This window comes from Streptomyces sp. STR69, from assembly GCF_024519455.1.
Classification (GTDB): Bacteria; Actinomycetota; Actinomycetes; order Streptomycetales; family Streptomycetaceae; genus Streptomyces.
The window spans coordinates 58,547-81,860 of record NZ_JALJRY010000008.1 but is presented as its reverse complement, the minus strand read 5'-3'; the positions used below and the strand labels follow the sequence as shown (position 1 = coordinate 81,860).

Sequence of the window (23,314 nt, the reverse complement as noted above, 5' to 3'; positions counted from 1 at the left end):
TCAGTCGCCTGGGACCGGCACGAAGTACGGCAGGGTGATCTCGTCGGTGAGAGGCCGGAAGTCCACGCGCACCCGCATGCCGATGGTCACGTCGTCCGGGTCGCCCGCGTCGACGTGGGACAGCAGGGTGCCGCCCTCGTCCAGGTCGATCACGGCCAGCGCGAACGGTGTCCCGAAGCCGGGGCCGGGTGCGCGGTGGACCACGGTCACGGAGTAGACGGTGCCCCGGCCGGCGCTGGGCACGTACCGCCAGTCGGCCGACATGCAGCCGGGACAGGCGGGTTCGGGCACGAAGAAGCGCAGCCCGCAGGCCGGACAGTGCGGGACGACCAGGTCACCGCGCCGGGCCGCGTCCCAGAACGGCTGGGACAGCGGCGTGGGGACGGGCACGGGGCGGCTCATCGTGTCCTCCCCAGCACGCTCATCTCGTAGTGCTGCGCGCCGGAGCCGGCGTTGCCGACGACCGCCAGCTCCGCGCCCTCGACCTGGTGGACGGCGGTGCCGCGCAACTGCCGTACGGCCTCGACGACTTTGAGGGTCATCTGCTGGGTTCCGTTCCACGCGTACGCCAGGCAGCCGCCGTCGGGATTGACGGGGTGCTTGCCGCCGACGGCGATGGCGCCGCTGGCGGCCAGGGGGCCTCCCTCGCCCTCGCCGCACAGTCCGAGGATCTCCAACTGCCGGATGATCTCGAAGGAGTTGGGGTCGTAGAGGGAGAAGACGTCCACGTCGTGCGGGCTCACGCCGGCCATGGCGTAGGCGCGGTCGGCCGCGTCCTTGCCGAGCTGTCCGACCTCGCGGTACAGGGCGGGGTTGGCGTACGCGGCCTGGTGGTACTCCATGCCGCCGCCGAGCACGGCGACGGGCGGGTGGGGCAGGTCCCGGGCCCGCTCGGCGGTGGTCACCACGAGGGCGGCGCCGCCCTCGCCGACGATGCAGCAGTCCAGCAGGTGGAAGGGGGTGGCCACCATGCGGGAGGCGAGCACGTCGTCGGCGGTGTACGGGCCACGGCTGTACATCATCGCCTCCGGGTTGGTGGAGCCGTTGTTGCGGACGGTGGCGGCGACCTCCGCGAGCTGGCGGGCGGTCGTCCCGTACTGGTGCATGTGCCGGGCCGCCACCAGCGCGAACTGGGCGACGACATAGCTGCCCCAGACGTCGGCGAACTCCAGCGGGACTCCGGCGCCGACAGGCCCCGCGCCGCGCGAGACCAGCTTGCAGCCGCCGACCACGACGGTGTCGGCGAACCCCGCCCGTACGGCCGCCGCCGCTTTCAGCAGGCCCCGCGAGCCCGCGTTGTCGAGCATCGAGTCGCTGGTCCAGCGCAGGTCCCGGCCGAGCATCCGCGCCCAGGAGCTGCCCTCGCCGGGTACACCGCCCGGGCCGGGCCAGTCGACCTGGGCGCCGTCGACGTCCGCCGGGGTCAGCCCGGCGTCCTCGATCGCGCCGCGCACCGCTTCGAGGGCGAGGCCCATCGCGTCGCGGTGCGGGAGGGACAGGGCCTGCTCGGTGGCGTGCACGCCGACGACTACGGGTTGGCGGTCGTTCACCGGGTCACCTCCCCGCGCCGAGCGTGTCGCCGCCGGGATAGCCGCCCCCGCCGAAGCGCTCGTCGAGCGCCTCGTAGTCCTTGGCGAAGTCCTTGGTCCGCGGCAGCGCCTCGACGAACTCCACCGTCTTCGGCTTCTTGTACGAGGCGATCCGCGCCCGGCAGTGCTCGATGACGTCCGCCGCCGTGACCGGTTCGGCGTCCGGGTGGAGGACGACGACGGCTTTGACGTCCTGCGCCCACCGCTCGTTCGGGACGCCGATCACGGCCGCCTCCTTCACCGCCGGGTGGGATTCGATGCAGTTCTCGACCTCGGCCGGGAAGATGTTCTCGGCCGCCGACTTCAGCATGCGGGTCGTGGTGCCGAGGAAGCTGATCGTGCCGTCGGCCTCGCGCCGGCCGAGGTCGGTGGTGTGCCACCAACCGAAGCGGAAACGCTCCTCGTTGATCTCGGGCCGGTTCCAGTACCCGAGGTGCACGAGGTCGCCGCGGACGCAGATCTCGCCGGCCCGGCCGACCTCGCACTCCTTGCCGGTGCCGTCCAGGACGCGTACGGCGGTGAAGGGGCCGGGGCGTCCCGCGTTGCCGGTCCCGGTGCCGCCGTAGGCGCCGGTCACGGCGAAGCCGGTCACCTCGGTCTGGCCGTAGCCGCGGCCCTCGCCGCCGCCGTTGCGCGTGAAGCGGCTGGTGTCGGTGGGGACCGTGCCCTGCCAGAGGGGGGCGGCGACGCTGGCCCGGAGGTGCGAGAGGTCGTGGCCCGCTTCCCGGTTGAGGGCGACGAGTTGGGCGATCGTCGGGGGCATGAGGTACGCGTGCGTGCACCGCTCCGCCGCCAGCAGCGGGAGCAGTTCCTCGGCGACGACCCGGCGGACGACGACGTTCTTGCCACCGTGCACGAAGGCCGGAACGCCCCAGAACTGGTAGTTGCCGATGTGGAACATCGGTCCTGCGCCGAGGAAGGCGGTCTCCGTGCCGATGTCCCCCATCCAGGCGGCGCTCGCGCCCATGGCGAGGAGGTTGCGGTGCGAGAGCATCGAGCCGGACTGGCGTCCGGAGATCGCCGCGGTGTAGATGACCAGGAGCGCGGAGTCCGGGTCGACGTCGACGGCCGGGTCCTCTGCCGAACCGGAGGCCAGGAACGACTCGTAGGAGCCTGGACCGTCGGTGTCGTGGCGCAGCCACAACGCCCGGTGGCCGCTGCCCAGTTCGGCCCGCGCCTTGCCGACCGTGTCGCCGATCTCCTCGTCCTGCCAGATCACCACCCGGGGGTCGAAGTCCTCGACGGCGAAGGCCATTTCGGGGGCGGCCCAGCGCCAGTAGCCGGGACAGACCATGGCGCCGATCTTCGCGGCGGCGCCGAGCAGTTCCCAGATGCGGAAGGAGTTCTGTCCCAGCCAGAGGACACGGTCGCCGGAGCCGACACCGGCGACGGTGAGTGCGTTGGCGAGGCGGTTGGTGCGCTCGTCCAACTCCGGCCAGGTCAGCCGGACTTCGCCGTCGACAAGGGCGATGCCGTCGGGGAAGGACCTGCGGTGCTCACGGATGATGTCGCCGAACGTCAGGCGGCGGGCGGAATGCATGCTCTTGACTCCAAGGGCATTCGGAAGGGGTCGGAAGTCGGAAGCGGCGGTGCACTCATCCAGGTTAAATAGCTAACCTATTTATCCAAGGTAGTCAATGAGTGCACCCGATGTCACAGCCCCAGCGAGCGCCCGATGATCTCCAGCATGATCTCCGAGGTCCCGCCGAACACCCGCTGCACGCGGCTGTCGCGCCAGATCCGGGCGATCTCGTACTCGTTGACGTAGCCGTAGCCGCCGAACAGCTGCATACAGCGGTCGATGACCTGCCAGCCGGTCTCCGAGGTCCAGTACTTGGCCGCCGCGGCCTCCTCGGCCGTCAACTCGCCCTGGAACAGCGCCATGATGCAGCCGTCGACATAGACGCGGGCGGCGCCCAGCTTGGCCTTGATGTCGGCGAGGGCGAACCGGTTCGCCTGGAACTCCCCGATCGGCTGCCCGAATGCCGTACGGGTCTTGGCGTAGTCCAGCGCCAGTTCGTACGCCCGCTCGGCCGCCGCCAGTGAGGAGACGGCGATGGCGAGGCGCTCGGTGGGGAGGTTGCCCATCATGTGGTAGAAACCGCGGTTCTCCTGCCCGATGAGGTTCTCGGCGGGGACGCGGACCTCGCGGAAGAAGAGTTCGGCGGTGTCCTGCGCCTTCATCCCGACCTTGTCGAGCTTGCGCCCGCGCTCGAAGCCCTCCGCATCCCGCTCGACGACGATCAGGCTGATGCCCCTGTGCCCGGCGCCGGGATCGGTCTTGCAGGCGACGACTACCAGGTCGGCCAGGATGCCGTTGGTGATGAAGGTCTTGGAGCCGTCGATCACCCACTCGTCGCCGTCGCGGCGGGCGGTGGTACGGATGGCCTTGAGGTCGGAGCCGGCGGCCGGCTCGGACAGCGCGAGCGCGCAGATCGTCTCGCCACTGATCACTCCGGGCAGCCAACGGGCCCTCTGCTCAGGGGTGGTGAGATGTGCCAGATAGGGCGGGATGACGTCGTTCTGCAGCCCGAGCCCGATGCCGACCGAGCTGGTGGCCGCCATCTCCTCGGCCATGATGGCGTTGTACCGGAAGTCCCGGATCCCCTGGCCGCCGTACTCCTCCGGGAACTGCCAGCCGATGAGTCCGGCCTTGCCCGCCGCCACCCACGCGGCCCGGCTCACCTGGCCGTCCCGCTCCCACTGCTCGGCGTACGGAGCGCATTCCCGCAGGTAGTAGGAGCGGGCGGTCTCCCGGAACAGCTCGTGCTCCTCGGTGAAGATCGTTCGGCGCATGCTCTACTCCGCTCAGGCATCTCGCTTATTTAGCTGAAGTAGTTATACGATAGCGCTGTATCGGCAGCCGGGCGAGGGAGGGCGCGTGAGCGTACGGGACAAGGTGGCACTCGTCACCGGAGCGGGCCGCGGTATCGGCGAAGCGATCGCCGACCGGCTCGCCGCTCAGGGAGCCGCGGTCGCCGTCTGCGATCTCGACGCGGAGGCGGCCGGCAAGGTCGCGGGCCTGCTCGCGGAGCGGTACGGCGTGCGCGCGACGGGAGTCGGCGCGGACATCTCCGACAGCTCGGCCGTACGTACGGCCCTGGACCGCGTGACGGTCGAACTCGGCCCGGTGGACGTCCTGGTGAACAACGCGGCCGTCGATGTGATCGGCCGGTTCGTGGACAGCGCCGAGGAGGTCTGGGACCGGATCATCGCCGTCAATCTGCGCGGGACGATCACGATGACCCGGGCCGTCCTCGACCCGATGATCGAGCGGGGCGGCGGCCGGATCGTCCACATCGCCTCGGACGCCGGCCGGGTCGGCTCCTCCGGCGAGGTCGTGTACTCCGCGACGAAGGGCGGCGTCATCGCCTTCGGCAAGGCCCTCGCCCGCGAGGTGGCCCGGCACGGCATCACCGTGAACAGCGTCTGCCCGGGGCCCACCGACACCGCGCTGCTGGGGCAGGTCGCCGAGTACAGCCAGAAGATGTACGACGCGACCGTGCGGGCGATCCCGCTGCGCCGCGTCGCCCAGCCCGCCGACATCGCCGGTGTGGTGGCCTTCCTCGCGTCCGACGACGCCGCCTACATGACCGGGCAGACGCTCTCGGTCAGCGGCGGACTCACGATGGTCTGAGGTGGACACCGTGCTGCGTGTCGAACTCCGGGACAGAATCGCCGTGTTGACCCTCGACCGGCCGGGGCAGCTCAACGCGATCGGCTCCGGGACCGTGGACCGGCTCACCCGGGCGCTGAACGAGCTGCGCGACAACGACGACGTACGCGCCCTCGTCGTGGCCGGAGCGGGCCGGGCCTTCTCGGCCGGGGCCGACATCGGTGAGATCGAGTCGTTCACGGCACCCCGGCAGTTCCATTCCTTCGTCCAGCGACTCACCGACGCGTACGCGCTGTTGGAGGACTTCCCCAAGCCCTCGGTCGCGGCCGTCCACGGGTTCGCCTTCGGCGGCGGTCTCGAACTCGCGCTCGCCTGCGACCTGCGGGTCGCGGAGCGGGGCGCGCGGCTCGGCCTGCCCGAGATGAAGCTCGGCGTACTGCCGGGCGCGGGCGGCACACAGCGCCTGCCGCGTCTGATCCCGCCCGCTATCGCCAAACAGATGATCCTCACCGGCGAACCGATCGACGCACAGCGGGCCCACGCGCTCGGGCTGGTCAACGAACTCGCCGAGCCCGGTGAGGCGTTGGGCGTCGCCGAGGCACTCGCCGCCGGGCTGACGGCCGGGGCCCCGCTGGCTCTGGCGGCAGGAAAGCGGCTGATCGACTACGGCCTCGGGATGGACCTGGAGGCGGCGATCTCGTACGAGCGCGAGACCGTCTCGGTGCTCTTCACCACCGAGGACCGGGTCGAGGGACTGAAGGCCTTCCGGGACCGCCGCCCCGGCGACTTCCGCGGCATCTAGCAGGCGTACCGACAGACAGGGAGGTGGGTTGTGCGGCCACTGGAGGGCATTTCGGTCGTCGAGCTGGGCATGTGGGTGGCGGCTCCGGCCGCGGCCACCATGCTCGCGGACTGGGGCGCGGACGTGGTGAAGGTGGAGGCGCCGACCGGCGATCCCAACCGCTACACGCTCCGGCACGTCGGCCAGGACATCGACAGCGCGCCCCCGTTCGAGACCGACAACCGCGGCAAGCGCGGGATCGTCCTCGACCTGCGCTCCGACGACGGCAAGGGAGTACTGGAGCGGCTGTTGGAGCGCGCCGACGTCTTCGTCACCAACCTCCGCCCCGGCGCGCTTGAACGCCTGGGCCTCGCTCCGGACGAGTTGCGCGCGCGCCATCCCCGCCTGGTCGTCGGCACGTTGACGGGCTACGGCTGGACGGGCGCGGAGCGCGACCGCGCCGGTTACGACGTCTCCGCCTTCTGGGCGCGGCCCGGCATCGCCGCCATGCTCAACCCGGCCGGTGAGCCTCCGCCCGGCATCCGCCCGGGACTTGGTGACCGTACGGCCGCGGCCAACCTGGTCGCCGGTGTGCTGGCCGCGCTGCTGCGCCGCGAACGCACCGGCGAGGGCGGCGTGGTGGACGTATCGCTGCTGCGGTCCGGCACGTACGCCAACGGCAATGACCTGGCCCTGCAGAACTTCTTCGGACGGCGCGGCCGTACCCGGCACCGCACCGAGCACGAGTCCCCGCTCTACAACTCCTACCGGGCCGCCGACGACCGCTGGTTCTGGCTGGTCGGCCTGGAGGGCAACCGGCACTGGCCCGGTGTCGTCAAGGCGCTAGACCGCCCGGACCTGGAGACGGACGAGCGGTTCGCGACCGGCAAGGCACGGCGTGGCCATGTACGCGAACTGATCGCCGAGTTCGACACGGAGTTCGCGAGGCGACCACTCGACGAGTGGGCGCAGCGGTTCGACGCCGAGGGCGTGTGGTGGGCGCCGGTGCAGACACTCGCGGAGGTCGCGGCCGATCCGCAGGCCGAAGCCGTGGGGGCGTTCGTCGAGCAGCCCGGAATGGGTGACGCGCCACCGCTGCGGACCGTGGCAACACCCGTCAGTTTCTGGGGCGTTGACGACAAACCGCGCGGCGGCGCGCCGACACTCGGCGAGCACACCGACGAAGTGCTCCGCGAACTCGACATACCCGGGAGGTAGCAGGTGGGCATCCTTGACGACAAGGTCGCCGTCGTGACCGGCGGTGGACGGGGGCTTGGCCGGGCGCACTGCCTGGCGCTGGCCGAGGCCGGCGCGACCGTGGTGGTGAACGACCTCGGCTCCGGCGTGCACGGAGAGAGCACCGGCGACTCCCCCGCCGACGAGGTCGTCGCCGAGATCACCAAGCTCGGTGGGCAGGCGGTCGCCAACCACGCGTCGGTGACGGACTGGGCGGCGACCGAGACCATGGTCGCGGACACGGTCGCGGAGTTCGGGCGCCTGGACATCGTCGTGAACAACGCGGGGATCGTGCGCGACCGCATGCTGTTCTCGATGACCGAGGCCGAGTTCGACGCCGTGATCGCGGTCCATCTCAAGGGCACCTTCGCGCTCACCCGGCACGCGTGCGCGTACTGGCGCGAGGCGTCGAAGCGGGGTGAGCACGTCACCGGCCGCGTCATCAACACGACGTCGGGGACAGGTCTGTTCGGCAACCAGGGGCAGTCCAACTACGGTGCCGCGAAGGCCGGCATCGCCGGGCTCACCGTCCTCACCGCCCTGGAGATGCGCAAGTACGGCGTCACCGCCAACGCCATCTCACCGATCGCGGCCACACGGATGACGGACGGCCTGGCCGTCGGCGCATCGCTGGAAGCCGTCGACGGCTTCGATCCGCGCGATCCCGCCAACGCCTCGGGCGTCGTCGTCTACCTGGCCTCCGACAGCGCGGCCTGGCTGACCGGCCAGGTCCTCCGCATAGAGGGCAACCGGCTGAACCGGCTCCAGGGCTGGACCGTCGCCGGCGTCCACCCCAGCGCCTCGGGACAGGCGCTCACCTACGACGAACTCGTGGACGCCGTACCGCAGTTGTACGGTGTCGCCCCCGCGGGACGGGCCACCGGAGTCGGCCAGTGAGGGCGCCGGGCCATGACGTCGCCGCGCTCGTCCTGCGCGCGACGATCGGCCCGATGCTCTTCGCGCACGGCTGGAACAAGGTCGCCGGGCCGGGCGGGCTCAAGGGCACGACGGGCTGGTTCGAGTCGCTCGGACTGCGGCCCGCCGAGATGCACGCCCGTATGGCCGCCGGAACGGAGATGGCGGCCGGCGTGGGGATCGCGCTCGGCGCGGCCAACCCGCTCCCGGCGGCGGCAGCCGTCGGTCTGATGACCGTGGCGGCCCGGACCGACCATCGGGGCAAGGGTTTCTTCGTCTTCAAGGGCGGCTGGGAGTACGTCGGTGTCGTGGGCGGAGCGGCCGTCGCCCTGGCGGCACTGGGCTCCGGCAGGTACTCGCTGGACGGGGTGCTGCGCCGCCAACGCGCGGGCGCGGGGCCCGCGTTGCTGGCCCTGGGAGTCGGTACGGCCAGCGCCGCCGCACTGCTGGCCGTGTGCTACCGGCCGACGCGGAAGCCGGACGAAGCAGAAGCAGATAACTGAAGCCACTTAGGGCAATAAGGGAGTCGACATGGACGCGGCTGACTTCAGCGCGGTGCTGTCCGAGGTCCGGCGCTTCGTGCGCGAGCGCGTCGTACCGCTTGAGGCGGAGATCGACGAGAAGGACGAGATGCCCGCGGAGATCCGCGAGGCGGCCAAGAAGATGGGCCTGTTCGGCTTCGCGCTGCCCGAGGAGTACGGCGGGCTGGGGCTGTCGATGTACGAGGAGGCCCAGTTGATGTTCGAGCTGGGGTATACCACCCCGTCCCTGCGCTCGATGTTCGGGACGAACAACGGCATCGCCGGGCACGTCCTGATGGTCGGGGGCACCGAGGAGCAGAAGGCGGACTGGCTGCCGAGGATCGCCTCGGGCGAGGTCCTGGCGTCGTTCGCGCTCACCGAGGCGGAGGCGGGTTCCGATCCCTCGACCCTCACCACGAGGGCGCACCTGGACGGCGAGGACTGGGTGATCAACGGTGCCAAGCGGTACATCACCAACGCCCCGCTCGCCGACGTCTTCATGGTCTTCGCCCGCACCGACCCCGATGCCCCGCGCACCCGCGGCATCTCCACGTTCCTGGTCCCTGCGGGCACTCCGGGCCTCACCGTGGCTCCCAAGGACCACAAGATGGGCCAGTTCGGCGCCTGGACCGCGGACGTGTACTTCGACGACGTCCGCGTACCGGCGTCCGCCCTCGTCGGCGGCGAGGCCGGGCTGAACCGGGGCTTCGGCACGGCGATGGGCTGCATCGCGCACGGGCGGGTGCACATCTCGTCCCTGTGCGTGGGCATGGCCGAGCGGCTGGTCGACGAGTCCGTCGAGTACGCCCGCACCCGCCGCCAGTCCGGGAAGCTCATCGGCTCCTTCCAGCTCGTACAGGGTCTGATCGCCGACTCCATGACCGACTACTACGCCGGCCGCGCCACGGTCCTGGAGGCCGCCCGCGCGTTCGACGCCGGTACGGACACCAAGATCGGCCCGTCCTGCACCAAGTACTTCGCCAGCGAGATGGTGTGGCGGGTCGCCGACCGCGCGGTCCAGGTGCACGGCGGGGCGGGCTATATGCGCGGAGTCGCCGTCGAACGCTTCTACCGCGACGCACGCCTCTTCCGCATCTACGAGGGCACGAGCCAGATCCAGCAGGTCATCATCGCCAAGGCCCTGCTGGGCGAGGCGGCCCGCGGCTGACCTATGCACGAAGACGAGGGCCCCGGGGCTGCCCCGGGGCCCTCGTCTTCGTGGTCTCCTCAGATCCCGAGCCGGTCCAACAGCCGCTCGTGGTACACCGCAGGCCCGCCGAAGAGCAGTTGCGAGGACTTCGCCCGCCGGAAGTACAGATGCGCCGGGTGCTCCCAGGTGAAGCCGATGCCGCCGTGGACCTGGATGTTCTCCATGGCCGCGAACATGTACGCCCGTGAGCAGCACGCGTGCGCCACGGCCGCCGCGACGGGGAACTCCTCGGAGCCCTCGTCGGCCAGTCGCGCCGCCTCCCGGGAGGCGGCCTCGGCCAGTTCCACCTGGACGAGCATGTCCGCGCACTTGTGCTTGACCGCCTGGAAGGAGCCGATCGGCCGCCCGAACTGGTGCCGGGTGCGGGCGTATTCAGCGCTCGCCTCCAGACACCTCCGTGCCCCGCCCGACTGCTCGGCGGCGAGCCCGACCGACGCGACGTCCAGCACCTTCGCCATGGTGCGCCCGGCCGCCCCGTCCGCGCCGATGAGCGTCGCGGGTACCGCGTCGAACGTCAGCCGGGCCATCGCCCGGGTCGCGTCCAGGGTCTCCATCGATACGGCCGACAGTCCCGTGGCGTCCCGGTCCACGGCGAAGAGCGAGGGGCCGGCGACGGTGCGGGCGACGACAAGGAGCAGATCGGCGGTCGTACCGTCGATGACGAAAGCCTTGCGGCCGGTCAGTTTCCAACCGCCGTCCCCGTCCGGCACCGCACGCGCGGAGATCAGGGCGGGGTCCCAGGATCCGCTGTCCTCGGCCACCGCGAGGGCGGCCGTCGTCCCGCCGGCCGCGATGCCGGGGAGGTGACGTGCGCAGGCCTCCTGGTCACCGGAGGCGAGCAGGGCCTGGGTCGCGAGCACGACCGTCGCGAAGAAGGGGGCGCACAGCAGGGCGCGGCCAGTCTCCTCCAGTACGACACCGAGTTCGACCAGGCCGAAGCCGTCGCCGCCGTACTCCTCCGGGATCACCAGGCCCGGCAGCCGCAGTTGGTCGGCGGCCTGTGCCCACACCGCAGGGTCGAAGCGCGGCTCGCTCTCCATGAGCTTGCGGACGGCTTCCTCGGGAGACTTGGCCTCCAGGAACTCCCGTACGGAGGACCGCAGTTCGCGCAGTCCGGTCTCGTCGGCGGTCATGACCGCACCTCCTTGGGCAGTCCGAGTACGCGTTCGGCGAGGATGTTCTTCATGATCTCCTCGGTGCCGCCGAGAATGCGCAACGCCGGTGTGGCGAGGAGGAGTTCGGACCAGGCATAGGTGCCCCACTGTCCGGTGTCGGCGATGATCCGGGGTCCGAGCGCGTCGGACACGAAGTGTGCGGCGCGGGTGAGGTTCTGGCCGTACATGAGCTTCGAGACGGACATCTCGGGGCCCGGTGTGCCGCCGGCGCGCAGGGTGCGCAGGGCGCGGTTGTTGAGGTACCGGGTGGCGAGGGCGTCCACGAGGAGTTCCGCGAGCCGGGCACGCAGGGCGCGGTCGTCCCAGGTCCAGGTGGCGCGCATCAGGGCCGAGAGGTGGTCCGGGGAGAGCGCGGCGGCCACCGGTCCCACGCCTTCACTGCCGACGGTCGCGCGCTCGTTCATGAGGGTGGTCAGGGCGACCGTCCAGCCGCCGTCGACCTCGCCGAGCCGGTGGTCGTCGGGGATGCGGACGTCGGTGAGGAAGACCTCGTTGAAGTCCGCGCCGCCGGTCATCTGACGCAGCGGCCTGACCTCGACGCCGGGGGCGTCCATGGGGACGAGAAAAGCCGTGATCCCTCGGTGCTTGGGCGCGTCCGGGTCGGTGCGGGTGAGGGCGAGGCCGATCTGGCTGTGCTGTGCGACCGAGGTCCACACCTTCTGTCCGTTCAGCACCCAGTGGTCGCCCTCGCGTACCGCCTTGGTGGCCACGCTCGCGAGGTCGGAGCCCGCGCCGGGTTCGCTGAACAACTGGCAGGCGATGGCGTCCCCGCGGTACATCGCGGGCAACCACCGCTCCTTGATGTGGGGTTGGGCGTGGGAGAGGATCGTCGGTCCGATCATGCCGAGGCCGATCACGCTGAGCACTCCGGTGTCCGCGACGTCGTACTCGGACTCGATTGCGTCGTAGAGCAGGTCGTGGACGGGGGTCAGGCCCCGGCCGCCGTACTCCACCGGGCCGGTGATCCAGCCGAAGCCGTTCTCGTGGCGGACGCGCTGCCAGTCGCGCGCCCGTTGTACGTGCTCCCGTTCCGCCTCGGGCGGGAGGCTGCTGAAGTACGCCATCGAGTCGTCGCCCTCGCCCCAGGTGGGGGCGGTGCGGTCGGGGGCCTTCGGCGCGTGGGCGTCGAGGAAGGCGCGTGCCTCGGCCGCGAAGTCCTGCATGTCGTCTGCCATGTCCGCTCTGTCCTCAGGTGCTCAGGATGGTGACCGCCGACACGCCCGGCGCGCCGTACAGGTGGGTGTAGCCGACGTGTGGTGTGCCGGGGATCTGTCGGTCTCCGGCCGTGCCGCGCAGTTGGAGGACGATCTCGTGGATCTGGCGCAGTCCGGACGCGCCGATCGGTTCGCCGTTGCCGAGGAGTCCGCCGTCGGTGTTGACCGGGAGTCTGCCGCCGATCTCGGTGGCGCCCTCGGCGATGAGGCGTTCCTGCTCGCCGTCCTTGCAGAGGCCGTTCTCGGCCATGTGGATGACCTCCGATCCGGCGTCGGTGTCCTGGAGTTGGGCGACATCGACGTCCTCGGGGCCGATGCCCGCGCGTTCGTACGCCTCCCGCGAGGCGTCCACGGTCGGGCTCGCGACGACCTCCCCGACCGGGAACGACGGGCTCTGCACCTCGAAGGCGCCGAGCCGACGGCTGCGCAGGGCGGTGGACCGGATCCGTACGGGTTTCCCGGTGTACTTGTGGGCCTGGTCGGCCCGGCACAGCACGAGGGCCGCCGCTCCTTCGTCCGGGCCGCAGTACATGTACTGGCGGAGGGGGTGGTTGAGCACGGGCGAGGCCAGAATCTCCTCCACCGACAGGGGAGTTCGGCGCCAGGCCTTCTCGTTCCGGGCCGCGTTGCCGAAGTTCTTGGCCGCCACGCGCGCGAGTGTCTCGTGGGAGATGCCGTGGTCGTGCATATAGCGGTTGATCTTCATGCCGAAGAAGTGCGTGGTGAGGAAGAGGCCGGTCTGTCCGTACCAGGAGGGGATGCCGGCCACGGACGGGTCGGCGGCGAACGCCCCGCGCGGGTGCTTGTCCAGGCCGATCGCGATGGTCAGGTCGTGCTCGCCGGTCTCGATCGCGCGGGCGGCCAGCGCCACCGAAGTACCGGCCGTGGCACAGCCGTTGAACACCCCACGCAGGGGTACGCCGGTCAGACCGAGCCGGGCGACGATCGCGTCCGGGTTGGCGACCTCGTAGCTGCCGATGTAACCGCCCTGGATCTGCGGCCAGTTGACGCCCGCGTCGGCGAGCGCGAGTCGTACCGCGTCCGCGCCCATGTCCACTGCGGGCTTTCCGGGGAACCGGCCGAAGGGATGGAGCCCCACGCCGATGATGACGGCCTCGGTCACGGTGTCTCCTCCTCGGCCGGGGCGAACGCGAACGTCATGACCTCGGTGCCGTCGTCCTGCACGCGGTACGGCACGAGCGTCAGCCGCATGTCCTGCCCGATCCGCAGCTTGTCCGGGTCCGGTTCGGTCAGGCGGGCCTCGACCAGGAGTTCGCCGGGGAGCTCGATGTAGCCGACCGCGTACGGCTCGAAGGCCTCGGGGCCGTCGTACGGCGGGGACGGCGGCCGGAAGTCCTGGGTGGTGTACGTCCAGAGCGTCCCGCGCTCCGCCAGGAGCCGTTCCTTGGACTCCGTGCTCGCGCACCGGACGCAGTCCGAGGCGGCGGGGAAACTCATCAGTCCGCAGACCGTGCACTCGGAGCCGATGAGCCGAAGGGGCGTGCTCTCGTCGGGCGGCCAGGTGAACAGGCCTTCAGCGACGGGTATTTGAGTGGTCGTCATGTCTTCAGGCTCCGTTCCGGTTGCCCAGGGCGTCGGCGTTCGGAGCCGCCTTGGCCACCAGGTTCGGGACGACCGAGGTCAGTTCCTCCGGCGTCCAGCGTGATTCCGCGCTCGCGCCGGGGCCGTTGACCCAGCCTTCGAGGACGGTGATGCGGTTGCCCACGACACCGAAGACCCGGCCGGTGACCTCGCGCGAGGCGGCCGAGCCGAGCCACACCACGAGCGGGGAGATGGCTTCGGGGGTGAGGTCCTGGGCCTCGGCGGCCTGTCTCATCATCTCGATGTCCTCGGTGAGCCGGGTGAGCGCAGTGGGCGCGATGGCGTTCACCGTCACTCCGTAGCGGGCGAGTTCGGCCGCGGCGATGACGGTGAGGCTCGCGATGCCGGCCTTGGCCGAGCCGTAGTTCGACTGGCCGGGGTTCCCGAAGATGCCGGACGGGGAGGTCGTGTTGATCACCCGGGCGTCGTTGTCGTGACCGGACTTGGCGCGCTCGCGCCAGTACGCGGCGGCGTGGTGCAGGGTGGCGAAGCTGCCCTTGAGGTGGACGGCGATCACGCTGTCCCAGTCCCGCTCGGTCATCGACACGATCATCCGGTCCCGCAGGATGCCGGCGTTGTTGACCAGGACGTCCAGGCCGCCGTAGGTGTCGACGGCCTGTCGGACGAGTCGGCCTGCACCGGCCCAGGCGGAGATGTCGTCCGTGTTGGCCACCGCCTCGCCGCCGGCCTCGATGATCTCGTCGACCACGGTCTGGGCGGGCCCGGCCGAGGCGCCTCCGCCATCGCGCGCGCCGCCCAGGTCGTTGACCACGACCTTCGCGCCGTGCGCGGCGAACGCCAGGGCGTGTGCCCGGCCGATCCCGTTGCCGGCGCCCGTGACAATCACGACCCGGCCGGCGACCACTCCTTCGGACATCCTCAACTCCTCGATGATGTGGGCTGGTTGGCCTCGGCGAAGAGGACCCGTGGGTCTTCGCTGCCACAGGCGCAGCGGCCGGTGAGTACGCGTCCGGCGATGCCGAGCGGGGTCTCGGGAAGTTCCGAGGTGCGCTCCTCCCCCGCCGCTACGGACAGCTGTCCGTCCCGCGCCCCGACCCGCCATTCGGCCGCGTTGACGTGCGCACCCCCGTGCTCGGGGCACTCCAGCGCGAGGGCCGGTCCCACGGTCGCGATCAGGGCGGCGGACACGCCCACCCCGCGCAGCAGCGGTACGGCGGCGGGCCGGGCCAGTACGACCGGCGTCGTCCGGAACATCTCACCGACGTCGGCCGCACCGGCCAGCCCCTCCAGGGTCTCGGCCGACAGGCCGATGACCGCGTGCGGGTCGAGTTCGCGGTGGAAGACCGCGGTCCTGCGGTGGTCCCAGCCCATCGCCTCGGCGATGCCGTACGTCACCTTCAGGGTGCGCAGGGCGCCGATCACGGCGTGGCCCCAGAAGCCCTCGAAGCCGGAGGTGGTCAGCAACGCCCGCTGTCCGGCGGCGAGTCCGTGGTCCCGGAACCGTGCGGTCACCCAGTCGGTGTCGCGGGCGAGTTCCGCCCAGGTCAGTTCCATGTCCCGGATGCCGTCGGAGGTGGGGAAGCGTACGAGGTAGGCGAGTTCGGGCCGGTCGAGAGTGCGGGCCCGGGCCAGGGTGTCGGCGCGCGCCATCAACTCTTCACCACCCGGGGGAACTTGGCGACGCTGGTCATGGTCTTCAACAGGTCCTCCTCGGTGCGCATGTCGAGCACCGGCTTGACGCCGGTCCGCTCCCGCACGGCTTCGCTCAGGCGTCCGGCGAGGGCGTCGACGTCGCCGGTGAGACGGGGGTCGTAGCCCACGCGCAGGCGCAGTTCGTCGACCTCGCGTCCGGCGCGGACGATCTGGAAGACGCCCGCCACGGTCTCGGGCTGGTCCTCGACCGCCTGCCAGATGTCCCGCAGGACCACGGAACGCCCCTGGACCAGGGTCTCGTCGCCGCGCCTGCCGGCCACCCACATCCGGGCGTGGGTGCGCCCGCAGCCGCAGCGGTCCCTCGACAGGCGGACCAGGTCCTCGCTGCGGTAACGGATCAGTGGCGCGGCCCGGTTGTCGAGGTCGGTGGCGACCAGCTCGCCGAGGTCACCCTCCGCCGCGTCGCGCCAGCCCTGCTCGTCGACCTCGACGCACTCCGCGAAGACGGTGTCCTCCCAGAGGTGGAAGCCGTCGTGCTCGCGGCACTCCCAGGCGGTGCCGGTGTCGGCGGCGCTGGTGTACTCGTAGACGTCGATGCCCCAGTCCTCGCGGATCCGCTCGCGCATCTTCCGGCTGAGGGGCTGTCCGGCGCAGGAGGCGCCCTTGAGGGAGGAGAACGCCTCCTTGAGATCCGTCGTGCCGGCCAGGTGCTCCAGCTCCACCATCTGCGGATACATCATCTGCAGGTAGGCCGGGCGGTAGGTGCGCAGGGCCTCGACGACCTCGGGCATGTTCCCCATCCAGGTGTCCACCTCGATGACCACCGCGCCCAGCGCCTGGAAGCCGGCGTCCATGAGGTTGCGGAAGGTGCCGGGCGGGCTCAGCACCCGGTCCCCGGGCCGGAGGCCGAGTTCCCACAGGTCACGCACCTGCGCGGTGACCAGGGGCGGCGCGCCCTCCCAGATCTCGGCGAAGAACTCCGGGTCGCCGGTGGTGCCCGAACTGGAGGAGACGGAGGTCAGTTCCTCGGTCGGGACGCAGAGCAGCCCGCCGAAGGGGTCACCGGTGCGGGCACGGTAGGCGCGCACCATGTCCTTGGTGATGAACGGGATGCGGGCCCGGAAGTCGTCCAGGGTGCGGACGTCACGCGGGTGCACTCCGTGCTCGTCCCACAGTGCCTGGTAGAAGGCGGAGTTGGCGTAGGCGTACTCGACGAGTTCCACCACCCGCTCTTCCTGCCGTGCCCGCAGCTGGTCCCGGGCCATGGTCTCCACCTGTGGCTCGAAGTACCTGTCAGCGGTGTCCCTGTCCCCGGCCATGACGCCTCCTCGCGGCTCAGCTGCCCAGATCTTCCAGCTATCAGCGCAATCAGTCAACTAATTCGACTGAATCTCGGGGAACTCTCGCGCTCGCTCGATCTATATAGTTAACTATTAGCACTCATTAGAGCCCCGGGAGGGCGATGTGAAGATCGTTGTCTGCGTGAAGCACGTGCCCGACGCCACGGCGGACCGCACCTTCACCGAGGACGGCACCACCGACCGCGCGTCGGTCGACTCGCTGCTGTCCGAACTCGACGAGTACGCCGTCGAACAGGCCCTGCGGATCGCGGAGTCGGGCCCGGACGTCGAGGTCTGCTACCTCACCGTCGGTCCGGACGACGCGAAGGACGCCCTGCGCAAGGCGCTCGCCATGGGCGGCGACTCGGCGATCCACGTGAGCGACGAGGACATCGAGGGCAGCGACGTGTTCGCCACCTCGCTCGTGCTGGCCGGGGCGATCCAACGGCACGGCTTCGATCTCGTGCTGTGCGGGATGGCCTCGACGGACGGCGGCGCGGGCGTCGTACCGGCGCTGCTCGCGGAGCGGCTCGGCGTCCCGGCCGTCACCCACATCGAGGAACTGACCGTCGAGGAGGGGGCGTTGACCGGCCGGCGCGAGGGCGACACCGCGACCGTGCGGGTTCGGGGCGGCCTGCCGGCCGTCGTGTCGGTGACCGACCGTTCCGGCGACGCCCGTTACCCCTCCTTCAAGGGGATCATGGCCGCGAAGAAGAAGCCCGTGGAGACCCTCGGTCTCGCCGATCTCGGGATCGACGCCGGGCAGGTCGGCCGTACGGCCGCGAGGACGGCGGTGGACACCGCGACTCGGCGTCCGCCGCGCACCAAGGGGGAACTCGTCTCCGACGACGGGACGGGCGGCATCGGGCTGGCCGCGTTCCTCACCGCCAAGAAGTTCGTCTGACCGACACGTTCGCCCGACCGACCCAAGGAGCCCAGCACCGTGGCCGAGATCCTCGTACTCGTCGATCACCTGGACGGCGTCGTCCGCAAGCCGACCCTCGAACTCCTCACCCTGGCACGCCGGTTGGGCGAACCGTCGGCGGTCTTCCTCGGCCCGGGCGCGGACACCGCGGCCGAGGCCCTCGGCCGGTACGGCGCGCACAAGGTGTACGTCGTGGACGCACCCGAGGTCGAGGAACTCCTCGTCACTCCGGCCGTCGACGCCCTCGCACAGATCGCCGAGAGCACCAACCCGGCGGCGATCCTGCTGCCGTCGGGCCCGGACGGCAAGGAGACCGCCGCCCGGGTCGCGTTCCGGCTGGGGTCGGGGCTGATCACGGACGCCGTCGACATCGCGGCGGGCGCGGACGGCCGCCCGGTCACCGAGCAGTCCGCGTTCGCGGCGACGTACCAGGTGACGGCACACGTCAGCCACGGCATTCCGGTGATCACGGTGAAGCCGAACGCGACCGCACCCGAACCGGCCCCTGTCACACCCGAGTTGGAGAAGTGGGACGTCGTCTTCGGCCCGGCCTCCGCCGCCGTGCAGATCCTGTCCTGCACACCCCGCGAACGCGGCGACCGCCCCGAACTGAGCGAGGCCGAGATCGTCGTCTCCGGCGGCCGGGGCGTGAACGGCGCCGAGAACTTCGCCGTGATCGAGCGCGTCGCCGACGCCCTGGGCGCGGCCGTCGGGGCGTCCCGGGCTGCCGTCGACGCGGGCTGGTACCCGCACAGCCACCAGGTCGGCCAGACCGGCACGCAGGTCTCCCCACAGCTCTATGTCGCCGCCGGCATCTCCGGGGCGATCCAGCACCGCGCGGGCATGCAGACGTCCAAGACCATCGTCGCCGTGAACAAGGACGCGGACGCCCCGATCTTCGAACTCGCGGACTACGGCGTCGTAGGGGATCTCTTCCAGGTACTCCCGCAGCTGGTGGAGGAGATCGAGCGGCGGCGGAGCTGATCTCCTCCACCTCCCGGCCTTCCGCTCGGCGGCCGATACGATTAAAATCGCTAACTGATTGCATCTATTGACCCGAAGGAGCGCCATGACGAAGATCTGGGTCAACTCCGGGGACTCCCATGTGATGGAACCCGACGACCTGTGGATCCAGGCGCTGCCGCCGCGCCTCGCCGACCGGGCGCCGCGCAGTGAGCGCGGTGACAAGTACGAGGTGCTGTACATCGACGGCGAGCGCATCGACCGCCAGCTCAACGACTTCATGGACGCCATGCGTCCGCCGGGCGCCCGGGATCTCGACGTACGTCTGAAGGACCTGGACCAGGAGGGCGTCTGGGGTCAACTGGCCTTCCCCTCCATGGGGTTCTGGCTGGTGTCGATCACCGAGCGGGAGCTGGCCAGGGAGACCGTGCGGGCCTGGAACGACTGGGCGCACTCCGAGGTCCTCGGGAAGCAGAAGCGCATCATCACCCCCGCCTGTGTGTCGACCGCCGACGTCGAGGACGCGGTCGCCGAGGTCGAGCGGGTGGCGGAGATGGGCTTCCAGTCGGTGTTCCTGCCGTGCCAGACACGGCCCGGCGAGGAGTACGCCCTCGACCGCTGGGAACCGCTGTGGACGGCGGCCGAGCGGGCCGGACTGGTGCTGGGCTTCCACATCGGCACGGGAGGCGAGAACGTCGTCTTCCGCGGGCCCGGCGGCGCGGTCGTCAACTACATGGAGACGACCTATCCGGGCATGCGCGTGGTGTCCCACATGGTCGCGGGCGGCGCCCTGGACCGGCACCCCGACCTGAAGATCCTGATCGCGGAGGGCGGCGCCGGCTGGGTGCCGGCCATCGGCGACCGGATGGACGAGGCCTACCGTCAGCACGGCATGTTCGTCCGGCCGAAGCTCAGCCGGCTGCCCAGCGAGATCATCAGGCAGCAGGTGTACGCCTCCTTCCAGCACGACAAGAGCTCGGTGGAGATCGTCGAGTCGACGGGCTACCGCAACGTGATGTGGGGCGACGACTACCCCCACCTGGAAGGCACTTACGGCCACACCCAGTCCACGCTGCACGAGCTGTTCGACGGCGTGCCCGCGGACATCCGCGAGCGTGTCACCCGCGGCACCTTCAACGAGCTGTTCCGGCTGCCCGAGCAGACTCCCCAGGAGGCCGCGGTCTGAGCGGCGACACCCCGATGAGCAGTCCGCCGTATCCCGAGGATCTGGAACGACCGGGCCTCGTGCGCACCGGCCGGTCGACCTTCGTCCGGCCCGTGCGGCCGGAGGACGCCGACCGCCTGGTCGCGTTCGTCGGCGGGCTGTCCCGGGCGACCCTGGCCTATCGCTCGCTCGGCCCGGTGGTCCGCGCCCGCGACGACGTCATACGACGCGGCGCCCACGTGGACTACCTCAACGAGCTGGCGTTGGTCGCGCTGGCCGGCGACGAGATCGCGGGCCTGGTGCGCTATGTCCGCGACCCCGAGGAACCGGAACACGCGGAGGTCACCTTCACCATCCGCGACGACCACCAGAGCGAGGGGTTCGGCAGGCTGCTCCTGGAGCACATCGCCGCCGCCGCGCGCACCCGGGGCATCCGGGTCCTGGAGGCCGACGTCCTCGCCGACAACACCCGCATGATCAACGTGTTCCTCGGCTCCGGCTTCCGGGTCGAGTCCGGGCCGCCGGGCCAGATCGTCCACTTCGAGATCGCCGTCGACCCGCAGGCCCAGGCTGTCGCCCGGGCCGAACGCCGCGAGCACACGGCCGTACGGCGCTCCCTGCGCCCCCTCCTCGAACCCCGCTCGGTCGCGGTGATCGGCGCGAACCGCAGCCCCTTGACGATCGGCCACGAAATCGTGGCCAACCTGCTGCGGGGCGGTTTCCGCGGCTCCGTGTTCCCGGTCAATCCGCGCGCCGAGCAGATCGCCGGGGCACGGGCGTATCCGAACGTCCGGGAGCTGCCCGAGGTGCCGGACCTGGCGCTGCTCGCCGTACGGGCCGAGGCGGTCCCCGATGTCGTACGGGAGTGCGCGGAGGCCGGCGTCAAAGCGGTGGTCGTCGTCTCAACAGGCTTGGGGGAGACGGGAATCGAAGGCCGGGCGACCGAACTGGAGCTGGCCCGCTTCGCCCGCGCCTCCGGGATGCGGCTGGTGGGCCCGAACTGCATGGGCGTGGTCAACACGACGCCCGCCGCCCGGCTCGCCGCGACCTTCTCGCCCGCGCTGCCGACACCGGGCCGGGTGGCGATGTCCAGCCAGTCCGGGCCGCTCGGGCTCGCGGTGCTCGACTTCGCCCGGCGGCTGCGGCTCGGCTTCTCCGGGTTCGTGTCGGTGGGCCACGCCGTGGACGTCTCCACCAACGACCTGCTCCAGTGGTGGGAGGAGGACCCCGAGACCTCGGTGGTCCTGCTGCACGTCGAGACCTTCGGCAATCCGCGCCGGTTCACCCGGATCGCGCGCCGGGTCGCGCCGCGCAAGCCGATCGTCGCGGTGCACCCGGGACACGCGGACGCGGCGGTCGACTCGCTCTTCGCCCAGTCCGGCGTCATCCGCACCCGCAGCCTCCAGGAACTCTTCGACGTGGCACTGCTGTTGGCGCACCAGCCACCCCCGCCGGGCAACCGGGTCGCCGTGATCACCAACGCGGGCGGCCCCGCCGCGCTGACCGTCGGCGCGTGCGAGGCGAGCGGCCTGCGCGTGCCCGCACTGGCCGAGCGCCTACGGCACACACTCCGTACGGCGCTCTCGCCCCGCGCGGACGTCACCAATCCGATCGACCTCACACCCATGGCCACCGCCGCGCACTACCGGCACGCACTGGACGCCGTACTGGCCGACGACGGCTTCGACGCCGCCGTGGTCCTCTTCATGCCCCCGCTGGCGGACAAGCCGGACGAGGTGGCGGCGGCGATCCTGGACGCGGCCGAGGCCGCGCCCGAGAAGCCTGTGGTGGCGAGTTTCCTGGGCGGCGCGGGCGTCGCCGATCTCCTGCACCGGGGCGAACTCGTCGTACCGACCTACGCGTTCCCCGAGTCCGCGGCGACCTCGCTCGGCCACGCGGCGGCGTACCAGGCCTGGCGCAGCACCCCTGCGGGCGTCATACCGGACCTCCCGGGAGTCGACACGGACCGGGCCCGCTCGCTGCTCGCCGGGTGCGCTCCCGGAGCCGTACCGCCGCAGGTCGCCGCCGAGTTGCTGGACTCGTACGGCATCTCCGTACGGGACACGCACTCGCCGGGCCCGGACGCGTTCCTCTCCGTCCGCGCGGACCCGGTCTTCGGCCCGGTGATCGCGTTCGGTCTCACCGGGGACTACGCCGACCTCATGGCCGACGTCGCCCACCGGATCACCCCGCTCAGCGACCGCGACGCCCGCGAGATGATCCGCTCGCTGCGGGCCGCTCCGCTGCTGGACGGCCGGGTGGGCGGCCCGGGGGTGGATCTGACGGCTCTTGAGGAGACCGTCCTGCGAATCTCCGCGATGGTCGAGGACCTGCCCGAGATCGAGTCGATGGAACTGCGTCCGGTACGGCTGCTGCCGCCCGGGGACGGCGTCGCGGTCGCCCGAGCGACCATCCAACTCGCCGACAACACAAGGAAAGGCGGCCCCTCATGAAGGTCGGCATCTACTTCGACATGCGCAACCCCCCGCCCTGGCAACAGAGTTGGTCACGCGTCTACGGATTCGCCCTGGAGATGTGCGAGGAGGCGGACCGGCTCGGCCTCGACTCGGTCTGGTTCTCCGAACACCACGGTTTCGAGGACGGATACCTTCCGCAGCCGCTCACCATGGCCGCCGCGGTCGCCGCCCGCACGAGCAGGATCCGGCTGGGCACCGCGGTCATCCCCGCGCCCCTGCACGCGGCCCCCGAACTCGCCGAACAGGCCGCGATCGTCGACATCATCAGCGACGGCCGCCTGGACCTCGGACTCGGCACCGGCTACCGCGTACCCGAGTACCGGCTCTACGGCGCCGATCTCGCCCGGCGCTACTCCACGACGGACCAGCGGGTGCGGGAGATCCGCGGCCTGTGGTCCGAGTCCCTGGTCACCCCCGGACCGGTCCAGGACCCGCTGCCGATCTGGCTCGGCTACCAGGGCCCGCAGGGCGCACGCCGCGCCGGACGGCTGGGCACCGGACTGCTGTCCCTCAACCCGGCGCTGCTGGCGCCCTACCGGGACGGGCTCGCCGAGAGCGGCTACGACGTGTCGGCGGCCCGGATGCAGGGTTCGTTCACCACGTTCGTCACCGAGGACCCCGACGGCGACTGGCCGGTGGTGCGCAAGCACCTGGCGTACCAGTGGGACAGCTATCGCCGGTACATGGTCGAGGGAACCGACCAGCCCGCGCCTCGCCCCATCGACCCTGAGAAGTGGCGGGAGACGGGGCTGCAAGCGACCGGTGTAGGCCAGTTCCTGTACGGCACCCCGCAGGACATCGCCGACGCCGTCAAGGCGTACGTGGCGGGGTTGCCCGTGGAAGGGGTGTTCCTGTGGGCCTCGCTGGCGGGGATGCCCGAGGAGATGGTGGCACGCCAAGTCCAGTTGATCGCTGGGAAGTTGCGCCCGCTGCTCGCCGATGTCTGACCCGAAGATCTGACCCGAATGTCT

The 23,314-nt window shown here is 71.0% G+C and carries 22 protein-coding genes; 11 read left to right on the top strand and 11 right to left on the bottom strand.

Going from position 1 to position 23,314, the window contains the following annotated elements:
* The 4 genes from OC490_RS16650 to OC490_RS16635 all read right to left on the bottom strand — a co-directional run bounded on the left by OC490_RS16650 (window position 1) and on the right by OC490_RS16635 (window position 4,385).
* Entirely contained in the window at window positions 1–402 is a 402-nt protein-coding gene (locus tag OC490_RS16650; RefSeq protein ID WP_262058723.1) for a Zn-ribbon domain-containing OB-fold protein, read from the bottom strand.
* On the bottom strand, window positions 399–1,550 hold the full coding sequence (locus tag OC490_RS16645) for a thiolase family protein (RefSeq protein ID WP_262058722.1): 1,152 nt from the start codon (window positions 1,548–1,550) through the stop codon (window positions 399–401). Before OC490_RS16645 ends, OC490_RS16650 begins: the two co-directional genes overlap by 4 nt.
* 4 nt (window positions 1,551–1,554) lie before the next feature.
* On the bottom strand, window positions 1,555–3,129 hold the full coding sequence (locus OC490_RS16640; protein WP_262058721.1) for an AMP-binding protein: 1,575 nt from the start codon (window positions 3,127–3,129) through the stop codon (window positions 1,555–1,557).
* 113 nt (window positions 3,130–3,242) lie between these two features.
* Complete coding sequence (locus tag OC490_RS16635; protein ID WP_262058720.1) at window positions 3,243–4,385, bottom strand: acyl-CoA dehydrogenase family protein; 1,143 nt, start codon at window positions 4,383–4,385, stop codon at window positions 3,243–3,245.
* Window positions 4,386–4,470: 85 nt separating this feature from the next.
* On the opposite strand from OC490_RS16635, the gene OC490_RS16630 reads away from it, so the two are divergent.
* The 6 genes from OC490_RS16630 to OC490_RS16605 are packed head-to-tail and all read left to right on the top strand — an operon-like array spanning window position 4,471 to window position 9,826.
* A complete protein-coding gene (locus OC490_RS16630; protein WP_262058719.1) occupies window positions 4,471–5,226 on the top strand; it encodes an SDR family NAD(P)-dependent oxidoreductase in 756 nt (251 codons plus the stop codon).
* Between the two features lies 1 nt (window position 5,227).
* Entirely contained in the window at window positions 5,228–6,007 is a 780-nt protein-coding gene (locus tag OC490_RS16625) for an enoyl-CoA hydratase/isomerase family protein (protein WP_262058718.1), read from the top strand.
* A gap of 30 nt (window positions 6,008–6,037) precedes the next feature.
* Window positions 6,038–7,204, top strand: a complete 1,167-nt coding sequence (locus OC490_RS16620) for a CaiB/BaiF CoA transferase family protein (RefSeq protein ID WP_262058717.1) — start codon at window positions 6,038–6,040, stop codon at window positions 7,202–7,204.
* Between the two features lie 3 nt (window positions 7,205–7,207).
* Window positions 7,208–8,119: an SDR family NAD(P)-dependent oxidoreductase gene (locus OC490_RS16615; protein WP_262058716.1), complete on the top strand. Its 912-nt coding sequence runs from the start codon at window positions 7,208–7,210 to the stop codon at window positions 8,117–8,119.
* Window positions 8,116–8,640 (top strand): DoxX family protein, encoded by a 525-nt coding sequence (locus OC490_RS16610; protein ID WP_262058715.1) that lies wholly within the window; start codon window positions 8,116–8,118, stop codon window positions 8,638–8,640. The genes OC490_RS16615 and OC490_RS16610 overlap by 4 nt, the downstream gene beginning before the upstream one ends.
* Window positions 8,641–8,668: 28 nt before the next feature.
* Window positions 8,669–9,826 (top strand): acyl-CoA dehydrogenase family protein, encoded by a 1,158-nt coding sequence (locus tag OC490_RS16605; protein ID WP_262058714.1) that lies wholly within the window; start codon window positions 8,669–8,671, stop codon window positions 9,824–9,826.
* Between the two features lie 59 nt (window positions 9,827–9,885).
* On the opposite strand, the gene OC490_RS16600 is transcribed toward OC490_RS16605, so the two are convergent.
* Genes OC490_RS16600 through OC490_RS16570 form a run of 7 tightly spaced genes read right to left on the bottom strand, consistent with a single transcriptional unit; the run spans window position 9,886 to window position 16,792 of the window.
* On the bottom strand, window positions 9,886–11,001 hold the full coding sequence (locus OC490_RS16600) for an acyl-CoA dehydrogenase family protein (RefSeq protein ID WP_262058713.1): 1,116 nt from the start codon (window positions 10,999–11,001) through the stop codon (window positions 9,886–9,888).
* A complete protein-coding gene (locus OC490_RS16595) occupies window positions 10,998–12,218 on the bottom strand; it encodes an acyl-CoA dehydrogenase family protein (protein ID WP_262058712.1) in 1,221 nt (406 codons plus the stop codon). The genes OC490_RS16600 and OC490_RS16595 overlap by 4 nt, the downstream gene beginning before the upstream one ends.
* A gap of 13 nt (window positions 12,219–12,231) precedes the next feature.
* Window positions 12,232–13,380: a thiolase family protein gene (locus OC490_RS16590; RefSeq protein ID WP_262058711.1), complete on the bottom strand. Its 1,149-nt coding sequence runs from the start codon at window positions 13,378–13,380 to the stop codon at window positions 12,232–12,234.
* A complete protein-coding gene (locus OC490_RS16585; protein ID WP_262058710.1) occupies window positions 13,377–13,820 on the bottom strand; it encodes a Zn-ribbon domain-containing OB-fold protein in 444 nt (147 codons plus the stop codon). The genes OC490_RS16590 and OC490_RS16585 overlap by 4 nt, the downstream gene beginning before the upstream one ends.
* 4 nt (window positions 13,821–13,824) lie before the next feature.
* Window positions 13,825–14,736 (bottom strand): SDR family oxidoreductase, encoded by a 912-nt coding sequence (locus tag OC490_RS16580; protein ID WP_262058709.1) that lies wholly within the window; start codon window positions 14,734–14,736, stop codon window positions 13,825–13,827.
* 2 nt (window positions 14,737–14,738) lie between these two features.
* The gene (locus OC490_RS16575) at window positions 14,739–15,470 is read right to left on the bottom strand and encodes a hypothetical protein (RefSeq protein WP_262058708.1); all 732 of its coding nucleotides are present in this window, start codon (window positions 15,468–15,470) and stop codon (window positions 14,739–14,741) included.
* Complete coding sequence (locus OC490_RS16570) at window positions 15,470–16,792, bottom strand: phenylacetate--CoA ligase family protein (RefSeq protein ID WP_262058707.1); 1,323 nt, start codon at window positions 16,790–16,792, stop codon at window positions 15,470–15,472. The genes OC490_RS16575 and OC490_RS16570 overlap by 1 nt, the downstream gene beginning before the upstream one ends.
* A 163-nt stretch (window positions 16,793–16,955) precedes the next feature.
* Here OC490_RS16570 and OC490_RS16565 point away from each other — a divergent pair, with 163 nt between their 5' ends.
* The 5 genes from OC490_RS16565 (at window position 16,956) to OC490_RS16545 (ending at window position 23,290) form a co-directional block, all read left to right on the top strand.
* Window positions 16,956–17,717: an electron transfer flavoprotein subunit beta/FixA family protein gene (locus OC490_RS16565; RefSeq protein WP_262058706.1), complete on the top strand. Its 762-nt coding sequence runs from the start codon at window positions 16,956–16,958 to the stop codon at window positions 17,715–17,717.
* A 39-nt stretch (window positions 17,718–17,756) separates the two neighbouring features.
* Window positions 17,757–18,722 (top strand): electron transfer flavoprotein subunit alpha/FixB family protein, encoded by a 966-nt coding sequence (locus OC490_RS16560; protein WP_262058705.1) that lies wholly within the window; start codon window positions 17,757–17,759, stop codon window positions 18,720–18,722.
* Between the two features lie 85 nt (window positions 18,723–18,807).
* Complete coding sequence (locus OC490_RS16555; protein WP_262058704.1) at window positions 18,808–19,887, top strand: amidohydrolase family protein; 1,080 nt, start codon at window positions 18,808–18,810, stop codon at window positions 19,885–19,887.
* A gap of 14 nt (window positions 19,888–19,901) precedes the next feature.
* Window positions 19,902–22,319, top strand: a complete 2,418-nt coding sequence (locus OC490_RS16550; RefSeq protein ID WP_262058703.1) for a GNAT family N-acetyltransferase — start codon at window positions 19,902–19,904, stop codon at window positions 22,317–22,319.
* Window positions 22,316–23,290 carry an LLM class flavin-dependent oxidoreductase gene (locus tag OC490_RS16545; RefSeq protein WP_262058702.1) on the top strand — a complete coding sequence of 325 codons (975 nt, stop codon included), beginning with the start codon at window positions 22,316–22,318 and terminating at the stop codon, window positions 23,288–23,290. The genes OC490_RS16550 and OC490_RS16545 overlap by 4 nt, the downstream gene beginning before the upstream one ends.
* Window positions 23,291–23,314: the final 24 nt, after the last annotated feature.

What these genes read in the sequence shown, in the direction of transcription:
- OC490_RS16595 (WP_262058712.1), bottom strand. Translation starts at nt 12,218, where the DNA reads ATGGCAGACGACATGCAGGACTTCGCGGCCGAGGCACGCGCCTTCCTC.
- OC490_RS16635 (WP_262058720.1), bottom strand. Translation starts at nt 4,385, where the DNA reads ATGCGCCGAACGATCTTCACCGAGGAGCACGAGCTGTTCCGGGAGACC.
- OC490_RS16545 (WP_262058702.1), top strand. Translation starts at nt 22,316, where the DNA reads ATGAAGGTCGGCATCTACTTCGACATGCGCAACCCCCCGCCCTGGCAA.
- OC490_RS16650 (WP_262058723.1), bottom strand. Translation starts at nt 402, where the DNA reads ATGAGCCGCCCCGTGCCCGTCCCCACGCCGCTGTCCCAGCCGTTCTGG.
- OC490_RS16575 (WP_262058708.1), bottom strand. Translation starts at nt 15,470, where the DNA reads ATGGCGCGCGCCGACACCCTGGCCCGGGCCCGCACTCTCGACCGGCCC.
- OC490_RS16555 (WP_262058704.1), top strand. Translation starts at nt 18,808, where the DNA reads ATGACGAAGATCTGGGTCAACTCCGGGGACTCCCATGTGATGGAACCC.
- OC490_RS16570 (WP_262058707.1), bottom strand. Translation starts at nt 16,792, where the DNA reads ATGGCCGGGGACAGGGACACCGCTGACAGGTACTTCGAGCCACAGGTG.
- OC490_RS16580 (WP_262058709.1), bottom strand. Translation starts at nt 14,736, where the DNA reads ATGTCCGAAGGAGTGGTCGCCGGCCGGGTCGTGATTGTCACGGGCGCC.
- OC490_RS16605 (WP_262058714.1), top strand. Translation starts at nt 8,669, where the DNA reads ATGGACGCGGCTGACTTCAGCGCGGTGCTGTCCGAGGTCCGGCGCTTC.
- OC490_RS16640 (WP_262058721.1), bottom strand. Translation starts at nt 3,129, where the DNA reads ATGCATTCCGCCCGCCGCCTGACGTTCGGCGACATCATCCGTGAGCAC.
- OC490_RS16550 (WP_262058703.1), top strand. Translation starts at nt 19,902, where the DNA reads ATGAGCAGTCCGCCGTATCCCGAGGATCTGGAACGACCGGGCCTCGTG.
- OC490_RS16585 (WP_262058710.1), bottom strand. Translation starts at nt 13,820, where the DNA reads ATGACGACCACTCAAATACCCGTCGCTGAAGGCCTGTTCACCTGGCCG.
- OC490_RS16600 (WP_262058713.1), bottom strand. Translation starts at nt 11,001, where the DNA reads ATGACCGCCGACGAGACCGGACTGCGCGAACTGCGGTCCTCCGTACGG.